Annotated in this window: 10 protein-coding genes; 8 read left to right on the top strand and 2 right to left on the bottom strand. The window is 58.4% G+C overall.

The window, feature by feature from the left end:
• From KLP42_RS24765 to KLP42_RS24735, 8 genes are all read left to right on the top strand, one after another.
• A partial coding sequence (locus tag KLP42_RS24765; RefSeq protein WP_502941349.1) for a glycine-rich domain-containing protein occupies positions 1-680 on the top strand: 680 nt, incomplete at its 5' end.
• The gene (locus tag KLP42_RS24760; protein ID WP_215570610.1) at positions 677-1,126 is read left to right on the top strand and encodes a hypothetical protein; all 450 of its coding nucleotides are present in this window, start codon (positions 677-679) and stop codon (positions 1,124-1,126) included. The genes KLP42_RS24765 and KLP42_RS24760, both read left to right, overlap by 4 nt.
• 89 nt (positions 1,127-1,215) lie before the next feature.
• Positions 1,216-2,115 carry a glycoside hydrolase family protein gene (locus KLP42_RS24755; RefSeq protein ID WP_353844928.1) on the top strand — a complete coding sequence of 300 codons (900 nt, stop codon included), beginning with the start codon at positions 1,216-1,218 and terminating at the stop codon, positions 2,113-2,115.
• Between the two features lies 1 nt (position 2,116).
• Positions 2,117-2,353 (top strand): hypothetical protein, encoded by a 237-nt coding sequence (locus KLP42_RS24750; protein ID WP_215570607.1) that lies wholly within the window; start codon positions 2,117-2,119, stop codon positions 2,351-2,353.
• Positions 2,238-2,480, top strand: coding sequence for a hypothetical protein (locus KLP42_RS27020; RefSeq protein ID WP_252193251.1), 243 nt, complete (start codon positions 2,238-2,240; stop codon positions 2,478-2,480). Before KLP42_RS24750 ends, KLP42_RS27020 begins: the two co-directional genes overlap by 116 nt.
• Positions 2,477-2,929 (top strand): hypothetical protein, encoded by a 453-nt coding sequence (locus tag KLP42_RS24745; RefSeq protein ID WP_215570605.1) that lies wholly within the window; start codon positions 2,477-2,479, stop codon positions 2,927-2,929. The genes KLP42_RS27020 and KLP42_RS24745 overlap by 4 nt, the downstream gene beginning before the upstream one ends.
• A complete protein-coding gene (locus KLP42_RS24740; RefSeq protein WP_215570604.1) occupies positions 2,913-3,257 on the top strand; it encodes a hypothetical protein in 345 nt (114 codons plus the stop codon). Before KLP42_RS24745 ends, KLP42_RS24740 begins: the two co-directional genes overlap by 17 nt.
• A 217-nt stretch (positions 3,258-3,474) precedes the next feature.
• Complete coding sequence (locus tag KLP42_RS24735; protein WP_215570623.1) at positions 3,475-4,314, top strand: DNA adenine methylase; 840 nt, start codon at positions 3,475-3,477, stop codon at positions 4,312-4,314.
• Between the two features lie 497 nt (positions 4,315-4,811).
• Here KLP42_RS24735 and KLP42_RS24730 read toward each other — a convergent pair whose 3' ends face one another.
• Both KLP42_RS24730 and KLP42_RS24725 read right to left on the bottom strand, forming a co-directional pair.
• Entirely contained in the window at positions 4,812-5,729 is a 918-nt protein-coding gene (locus tag KLP42_RS24730) for an ATP-binding protein (RefSeq protein ID WP_215570602.1), read from the bottom strand.
• Complete coding sequence (locus KLP42_RS24725; protein WP_215570600.1) at positions 5,726-9,679, bottom strand: NACHT domain-containing protein; 3,954 nt, start codon at positions 9,677-9,679, stop codon at positions 5,726-5,728. Before KLP42_RS24725 ends, KLP42_RS24730 begins: the two co-directional genes overlap by 4 nt.
• Between the last annotated feature and the right edge of the window lie 209 nt (positions 9,680-9,888).

Here is a 9,888-nt window from a genome sequence, read left to right as displayed (position 1 = left end):
ACAGCGGCGTCGATGCCGCGTTCGTCCCGCAGCGGGTGCGTCTACGGGTGTTCACGGCCTCCGCCACATATGTCCCGGACCCCAATATGTCCTTCGCACTACTGGAGTGCTGGGGAGGCGGAGGCGGAGGCGGGGGCGCCGCGCAAACCGCTTCCGGCACGATCAATGGCGGGGGCGGGGGCGGCTCTGGCGGAAAGTCGACAAGGGTCGCCTCACGGGCCGATATCGGCGCATCGCAACCGGTCATAATCGGCGCGGCGGGCAGTGGCGGAACGGCCGGCGCGAACCAGGGTGGTGCCGGCGGGTCTACATCGGTCGGCTCGCTGTGTGTCGCCAATGGCGGCGCTGGCGGGCTGGGTGCTGCGGCTCAAGGATCGGGAGGAGGGGGCGCCGGGGGCGCTGGTGGAACCGGGGACCTCATCGTTCCCGGCTGCGCGGGCATCATTGGCAACCGCTTTGCGGCGACAACGGCCATCACCTACGGGCGGTTTGGCGGTGATGGTATCCAGGGCGTCGGCTTCGGTGGCGCGCTGGTGGCGGGAAACGCAGGAACGGCCGGTTCCGGCTACAGTGCCGGGGGTGGGGGCGGATCGGATTACAGCGGCCTCGGAAGCAAGGCCGGCGGCAATGGCGCGCCTGGTCTCGTCATCATCACCGAATACTGCGGGGTGTCATCGTGATTTACATCAGGATTATCGACGGTGTCGTTGTCGATCGCGCCCTGTTTGAGGGCGCCATGCCGGACGACTGGCCGGACAGGGCGGCCTGGATCGAACATGAGACTGCGCAAATCGGATGGCGTCTGGAGGCAGGCACCCTTCTTCCGCCTTCGGAAGATGCCACCGCTCCAGCGCCGGCCGTGGACGACTATCGCCTCGCCATTCAGGCGGTTCTCGATCAGGCAGCACAGGCGCGCCGTTACGATAGCGGCAACAGCCTGGCTTCCTATGCCGCGTCAACCAATCCGCAATGGTCCAGTGAAGCGCAGGCCTTCATCCGCTGGCGCGACCAGGTGTGGGCCTATGCCTATGCGGAGCTGGGGAAGGTCGAGGCGGGCGAGCGAGAGCAGCCCGGCATTCTAGAGTTTCTGCAGGAGCTGCCGGCCGTCGCGTGGCCGGCCGCCTGATTTCCACCTGCGCGTTCGCGCATTTCCCATCATCGCCATAGGAGGCATTCTTGGCCGTAACCAGCATCTCCCCCGCTGGGAGGGCTTTCGTGCGCCTGCACGAAGGCAATCCCCTTACCTGCTATCTCGACGCTCGCAAGATCCCGACGATCGGGACCGGCTTCACGCTGCGCAGCGACAGCTGCCGGCGCGAACTGGCGCGGATCGGCATCACGAAGCTGGTGCCTGGAAAGACGAAGATCACGGCCGAACAGTCGGATGCCATTCTCGATAGGGTGATGGCCGCTGAATATGTGCCGGCCGTCGTGGCCGACAGCCCGGCCGACCGCAGCCAGCATCAGCTCGATGCGGCGGCAAGCGTCTGCTTCAATCTGGGGACCGGCGCCATGAAATGGGAATGGGCCAAGCTCTGGCGGGCGGGCAAGCTGAAGGCGGCCGCCGACTACCTCGCCAGCCATTACAACACGGCGGGCGGCAAGCGGCTTTCCGGCCTGGCCCGCAGGCGCCGGGAGGAGGCCTTGCTGTTCTCCACCGGCATCTACACGGGTATCGACACGGCCCCTCCGGAAGGCGCACCGCGTGCGGCGCGCGCGGCCCCCTCCCTGGCCGATCCGGTTGTTCGCGAGGCGCAGGAGCTGCTGACCTCGGCCGGCCTCAACCCCGGCGCCATTGATGGCTGGATGGGCGAGAAGACGAAGGCGGCAGTTCTGGCCTACCAGCGGGCGCACCCGCATCTTGTGGCCGATGGCATTATAGGGCCTGCCACGCTTTCGCAGCTGCGGCGCGATGCCGGCGCGGCGCGCGAGGCCGCAACCCGTGCCGCAAGCGGCGGGGCGGGATCTGCCATTGCCGCCTGGTCGGCCGGCCTACCCTGGGGCTGGATTGCGGCGGGCGCCGTGGTGATCGCCCTCGGCTATGTCGCCTATCGCAACCGTGACCTGATTGCCCGCCGCTGGAACAGCTGGCGCGGAAAAGCGGTCGAGGTGTGACATGCCGGCGACCGTCAAAATCGCGGCCGTCTTGGCGGCTCTCTCAATCCTTGGCGCCTTCGGCATCTGGTTCTGGAAACAGGCCGGCAATGACGTGCGCATCTCCATCGAAAGGCAGGACAATGCAGCAGGTGACAATGCCGATGATGCTCGCACTCGTTTCGACACTTGTGCTGACGGCCTGTGGGACTACGGCGCCGGCAAGTGTCGCAGGACTTCGCCGCGTGGTCGGGACTGATCTCATCGGCGCCCGTGGGGCAACGCCTGCCGATCAACGCAAGATCGACCGCACCGTCGTCGGCCTCTGTGCCGCTGACGTTTGGTCGAAGCCCGAATGTGCCGCACACGGGGAGGGGAAGTCATGAGCCACGGCTATCTCGGCCCCGGCATCTGGATCCGCCTCCGCCATCGCTTTGGTCCGCGCATGATGGAATGGATGATGGCCGGCCACATGATCATGTTCGGCTGGGTTCTGCTGTTGCCGGCCGAGACGTTCAATCAGCCGCAGTTCTGGTCGTTTCGGGATCTGGTCCCCTCGGAAGATTGCCTCGGCTGGTCGATGCTGCTGATCGGCTGCCTGCGCATCATTGGCCTCGTCATCAACGGTGCGCGCGAGCGGGTGACGCCGCAGATCCGCCAGCTCTCGGCCGCCATCGGCTGCGTCATCTGGTCGGGCATTTCCTATGGCTTTGCCTCCTCCGATGTCGCCAGCACCTGGCTTGCCGTCTACCCGCTGTTTGCCCTTGGCGAGCTGATCAACATTCATCGTGCGGCGCGCGATCAAGGGGAAATTCGCAATGGAACAACTGGCTAATCTGCCGCCACTTGCTCTCATGACATTCGGCGCAACGATCGCAGTCATCTTTGCCGTTCGTCACCTCGGCCTCATGCAGGGCGCGCGCACGTCGCCGGTAGCCTCCCCAGCCACTGCACAGGTGGCGGCCGTGATTGTCGACCCGACCGCACTGAACAGAGCAACTGCCGTGCTTGAGGATCACACTGCCGAAATGCACCGGATGGCTGAGATCGGCGAGCGCCTGGCGCGCGCGCATGAGATCGTCGGGATCGAGCTGGGACGGGTTCGCGAAGAGATGCGGCTGGAGCGGGAGCTTCGTCGGGCGCAACGGCGCGACGAAAGTTAGGCGGCCGAATCAGGTCTCCCAAACAACGATGTATGGCCGGAAGGGTTTTCCCTTCCGGCCGAGGTCTGCCGCCCGGGCACGGGTGGTCGCAGCCGTCATGGCTGCAACAGCGGGTTCTGATTGGCGTCGTACCCCGCCCGACAATCTCAAGCGATCATTGCCGCACCCGCTGCCTGCGCAGGCCGGGGCGGTTTGTCAGAAAATATGGTCGTACACAATGCAAGATAGCTTTCACTTTTCCGAGGTTCGCCCCGTCTCTCCTCCCGCTGCCTATCTCGGTGGCAAGAAGCAGCTCGCGGCACGCATCGCCTCAATGCTCGAACAAATCCCCCACGATCTCTATGCAGAGCCCTTCACCGGCATGGGTGGCGTGTTCTTTCGACGCCGGCTTGTGCCCCGCGCCGAAGTCATCAACGATGTCTCCGGTGACGTCACCACGCTGTTTCGGATCCTGCAGCGACACTATCCCCAGCTCATGGATGTGCTGAAATTCCAGATCACGTCCAGGCGCGAGTTCGAGCGCCTGGCGTCGCTTGATCCGAGCACGCTGACCGATCTGGAGCGGGCCTCCCGTTTTCTCTATCTCCAGAAGCTTGCCTTCGGCGGAAAGATCACCGGCCGAAACTTTGGCGTCGATACCACGGGCGGCGCACGCTTCAATCTCACCCGCCTGGCGCCGATCCTGGAGGAAGTTCACGAACGGCTTTCCGGCGTTGTCATCGAATGCCTGGACTGGCGCAAGTTCATCGACCGCTATGATCGCCCCGGCACCATGTTCTATCTCGATCCGCCCTATTACGGCTGCGAGAACGACTACGGGAAGAACGTCTTCAGCCGGGACGATTTTGCCGAGATGGCGGAACGTCTGGCCTCGATCAAGGGCCGCTTCATGATCTCGCTGAATGATACGCCGGAGGTTCGGGAGATATTCAGCCGGTATCCGATGGCGCAGGCGTCGCTCACCTACACGATCCGCGGTGGCGCCGGCAAAGAGGTGGGGGAGGTGATCATCATGGATGGCAGACACCCGTCGATCGCAAACCTGCCGCTGATTTGATGTGCGCCCATTGACTGGCTGCCAACATTAGAACAAAAGAAGAACATGAAACACCGGCGCGGGATCAATCTTCGGCCTGACGATTATAGCCGTAATGTCTTTGACAGGCCGGCGACCTTTGAGACCGTGCCGGACTGGTATGTGCTGGGCGCAGTGTGCAGCAGATGCGGCAGGAGCGGTGGTGTCGACCGCCAAGCGCTGGAGCGACGCTTCGGGTCCAGAAAGCCGCTGGAGGAGATCCGGTTGAAGCTCAGGTGTCGCAACTGCGGGAATGTCGGGACAAACGAGTGGGTGATGACCAAGGCGGCGCGTTAGCGGCTGTTTTGGGATGCGCCGCCTATAGCCGGCAACTGAATGGCGGGTTGGTTCCGTCATTTCGTACATTCAGGCTGCTGGGTCGGAGACCCGTAAGCAGCCGGTCTTCCTTTGAGACCGTATCGTGCCTCCATCACATTCATTCAATCTGTCACTGCTACGGCTGGAAACGGACGTTATGCTCACATCTCTAAACGCTCCTTTATCCGCCGAACCATACGGGGAAGCGAGATTGCAGGGACGCCACCGCGACAAAATTCCTCGACATCGCGTATAGCTTCTTCAGGCTTCAGGCGACGCACGACGAAACGGTTTTCGGGCTTCACACCAAGGTGTTCGCATTCCTCGGCGAAATACCCTGATGGGTGGGTGTTGAACTTTATGCTTGTAACCTCGATTGCCCATCGCTCTGGCGGCGCGTGATCCTTCCATTCCAGCACGAGGTCAATCTCCCTTGTTTCCTCATGGCGGTAAGCGAAGGCGTCACAACGGGAGCCGACTAGATCGACAATCGTTGTGACGACAAAAGCCTCCCATCGCTTTGGTTCATAAGTTTTTATTCGCTCAAAGCGTGTATCTTCAGGGATGTCGCTATCCAAGAGTTGATCCCTGATGCCATTGAGGGCGACAGTCCTCTCTATCAATCGCCGATGAATACCGCTGTCGCGGAAATAGAGAAGCTCATGAGTGTCATTCTGTCTCTCGCGATTTTCGAAGGGTAAAACTTTGACCAGAAAGCGCCCTGGTGCACTGTTTATGAAATTTCTGGCTTCCGTAAGTTTCAGTCCAAGAATAGGTTCGCTTGTTTTTCGCCGCAAATTAGCCTTGGTGGCGAATTTCCCCCATCTCTGTAGGTCTAACGATCTGCCTAACAATGGAAATGTCTGAAAATCATCGAAGAACGCATCTATACGCGTGTTGATTTCATTTCTCGGTCCACGAACTACGTCAGTAATTAAACCGGAGTGAAACACCTCCTCCACCGATAGCGTCAAATCTTCTTCTGACGGTATGCCTGCCATTGGCAGTAAGACAGACGTCTCGTCCCGCAGAAGGCGATGCGCCTCGAATCTAGCCGGTTCGTGCCAATCGTCTGTCATTTGGGTGGCCGGGAAACATCGAGAACCTTCACGGCGATGTCAGGCAGACCGGCTTTGCTAACTTGCTGCCGCAGGGCGTTTTCGAGTTCTTGCGCAGAGGTGGGCGCTTTGATTCCGCTCCCGCGCGGCGGGCCAGTCACGGTTTGAACATGCATTCCAAACCAGTAAACCACGTAGATACCATGGCCTTGAGCACGCCAATCGACTGCTTGTTGTTTTGCTAACTGCCAGTCAACAGCTGTCCATAGGTCCGGATGCCAATGGCGTTTGCATTCAATCGCTATAGATATACTGTTGCTTGTGCACCATATATCGCCTTCGCGATCATCCCCTAAGTGTTCCTCAAGGCCAAATTCAATATTGTGGTCTGATTTTTCGAGCAATGTAAAGAGCGCATTGCTGCACTTTTCTTCTTCATACGGTAAGAGTTCGGTGGCGTTGGCATAGAAGAATCGCCATACATCTGCAGGGCTAGACTTTATCTTTCGCTCTACATCAGCCAAATCTGCGAGAACCATGCGCTGCAGATCGGCATGATCGACAGCCGGACCTTCAGTGATAAGCTTGGCGAGCGCGTCCACCTTATATGGCTGCCATTCAGCGTCAGCACGTGCGCGTCGCTGATATGCGATAGCTCTTCCGATCTTCGAGGCGTATCCATCCCCAATGTCCGTCAAGGTCATTAGCGCCGTTGTTGCTTCTTGACTCGGGTCAGCGGCGAGAATGTTAACACAGTTTTCGAGGAAATCGGTGGCGTCCCACGAATTCCTGTCGCCGTGCGTTACTGCTCTTGGGCGTGGCGTCCAGGGCCAAAGCGGTGCGAAAGTTCTTACAATCGCTGCCAGGACCATAGCCGGGCATCGAATAGAAGAATTGCCATGGCGACCGCCCATACGGTCGCGCAAAATCCAAATGGGGTTTCGATCTTGCGCCATTGAATCCAGAAGAGCGGGCTTCGCCGTCCCCAGTATCAATTCGACTGCCTGCCAGTTTTGCTGTCTGCGTGTCTCTAAGTCTTGATCGCTTCTTTTCGCTGCAACTTCAATCAAAGCCGCACGGCTTGAAGTGCTACCATCCCTCAAAAGGTGATCAATCAGCGTTTCCTCAGGATCCGCAGCAAGATCTGGAAATTTCAACAACCATTCCGCAGCAAGCTTGGTGCCTTCAGAAGAATTCAGGACACGCCATAGCCAAAGTACATTGCCGCTTTGCTCACGTAACTGTGGCTCTATAAACAACCGAGCGGTGTCGGCCCATGCCCCTCGACATTCGATTTCGCTGACGATTGCATCGCAAAGCGCCATCCAATTGTTATCATCTAGGAAAGCTGCCCTTTCTGCAAGCAATCCTGCCTGAAGACGCTCCGTAGACAGATCTCCAAAACCGCGCCCTGTGCGCTGTCGCTCGGCGAGAGCCGCGGACCATATCAAAGCATGATGCCATATGCGGCTTTTAGCATAGCTATCCGCAATCTGTTGGGCATTGGGCGCATGTGGCGGATCTGCTGTCAGAAACGCTTCAAAGCCCTGAAGGGCGTCCGCTTGTAGGTCTTCACCAACCCACGCGGCGATCCGCTCTTCGGGTGGCAGGTCTCGATCTCCTTCATAAACGCGGCCCATGTAAACTTGTGCGGGTCCCCGAAGTGCGCCCCCATCTCCGGCAAGCATACGATCTCTGACATCCAGGTAAGACTTACGATGTTCGTCTCGGCGCTTCTTCTTCGCACTAGCCTGTTTTCGCTGCCATTTTAGATGCCCTTCATCGACCCGTGGGGGCTGCGGATTTGCATGGCTCTGTAGAAGTTTTTGATCATCCTCTGCCCGCACATGCCGTGCTGCTGCCTGCCGGACGTTCAAGCCTTCTTCTCCGGTTGGAGCCAACCAAATCAGATCAGTCCAGCGTTGATCTCCTTCGGGAAGCCAGTCCAGCAGATAAATTACCTCTTCGGTGGTGGGATGCAGGCCCAGACCTAACTTGTGAAAACGCCAGTGCATCTGCCGGGAGTCTTCCACAGACTCATCGAGCACTTCACACTGGATTGCCCTGCGGACGTCCGGGTGCTCCTTTAACCATGTTTGCAACCACACCAGACGATCGCTCCTGCCACCACTCCTCGCGCACAGCGGCTGCTTTATCCAGTTCCAAAGCTGGCTCGGATCAACATTTCCAAGAATGACACGGCGCTTGAAGAGATCGAGGAACAGATGCTCCACATCCCAGGCCTCCATATGCCACTCGTCCGTCACGTACTGGCGAGCGCATTTCGCGAGTGTATCCAACACCCCGTCAAGGCGCAGATCTGGAATCACTTGGTCACGTCGAAGGTGATAAAGACTGATCGTGCCAATATCGGTTTCGCCATCGAAACGCGGCGTGAGACCGGAATAGGCAAAGACTGTTTCCACAAATTCTGAGTCGCTGAGGATAAGGCCGATATTTGGATGAAGCATTAGATTAAGAGCAAGACGCAATGAATCTCGGTCGTCCGATCGGGAAAGCTTCTGAACAAGAGGTCGCCAGTCGTCGATGCTGCCATGACTTGCGAGCGCATCGGCAGCGGCATCACGTAAGGCGTAAGGCCGCTCCGTGTCGAACACTATTGTTTGGAGTGTCGCTTCATGCCGAGCAACAACCTCCGCATCCCGCATCTGTTGCAAGACGACAAACTGGGTTTGAAAGCGCGTTTCTTTAGGTGCGGCAAGAATACGCTCGACATCCGTGCTTAAAGCAGGAAGCAAAATCGATCTAGCGTTGTACCTACGCCATCCTATCTGGGCGTGGTCCTCCTCCGCTCTTTCGAGAGCCGCCAGCAAAGTCTTGGCGTGTTGCGCCGGTAAAGTGTCAGCATTTCCATATTCGATGACAGCGATTGGATCTGCTCGAATGACATCATCGGCAAAGGTTGGTTCATCGGCCAGCCACCCCCACAGCCCACGCAAGTTAGACGGAACCTGTTCACCGAGCTGTAAGGCACCCAGCAGACGATTCCGCAGCTTTTGGGATTTGGCTTGTCGTGCGAGCCAAGAAGCGCCCAGATACTCGCCGACTCGACGATGCTGGTAGGCGAAACGATCTTCTCCAACACCGGTAATCAGACGGCTGTCGAGGAAATCGCGCAGCTCATTAGTAGCAAGCCCGGGAAGAACTTTGCAGTCCCCAAGCCGCAAATCGGATTCACTATGCTTAGAGCCGGGAGCCAAACTTAAGGCGTCATAACCGCCGATAATCAGTGCCGCAAACAGTGCACCAAGCACATCGAGCGCATTCTCACGGCTCACATTGGCTAAGGCCGTGTTCTGCTTGCGAGGCTCACGCCAGGCTACATCAACATATTGCTCGAACAACGCCTTTACGGTATCGGGCCGTTTGCCGTTTTCCAGCAGCCTTGCGAGCATCAGAAGAGTCTGTGGATTCCCAAGCCATTCGGTTAGTCCGCGTTCCTCATAGTCTGAGATAAACTCTTCCGCTTTTTGCTGGGCAACCCCGCTATGCTGCATAAGGAAGCTGGCTACGCCTTTTCGGCTCAAGGGATCGATGGTGATTTCTATGGGATCAGAGCCGGTCCATCTTTTGATGGTACCCTTGCCGGATGCGCTACGCCAATCGGCTACCCGGCATGCAATGACAAAATTGCTGTTCCGTTCTGCTTCAAGCTTGCCAAGCAGTTGATCAAGGGCATCTCCATCGCGAAGCCCAGCCGCTTCATCCAACCCATCGATGAATACCCGACCCTTCGTCAGGCGCCTTCCATTGATAAGCTGGCGTGCTGTCGCGGCGCTGTCGTTGCTCCATAACTTCAGTAGCTCACTCTTCCCGCTTCCAGCGCCGCCGAGCACAACTAATGGGCGTTCCTGAAGCCGGGAGTCATGGATGGCGGATTCCGCGTCAAGTTGTATGGCCTGACGGTCGTATTCGAACGATAGGGTTCGTGCAACGAATTCGATCGTCACTATTCAACAACCATTATTTGTTATGCAGCATCATTGTCGCCGCGAGGGTCAGTGGTTAGACATATATCTTTTCCATGATTGGTTCGGGAAGCGGAATTTGGCTTCATCGCCCCTTTTCTCCTTCTCCAGCTCGCTTCTCGCTCCAACAGCGCTTGCATGGAAAGCGGAGTTTTTACGTAAGCGTCCGGTGAAGCCGTCTTTGAGATTTC

Origin of the sequence: Rhizobium sp. CSW-27 (assembly GCF_018760785.1) — a bacterium.
Lineage (GTDB): Bacteria > Pseudomonadota > Alphaproteobacteria > Rhizobiales > Rhizobiaceae > Neorhizobium.
This window is presented reverse-complemented; position numbering and strand designations above follow the sequence as displayed.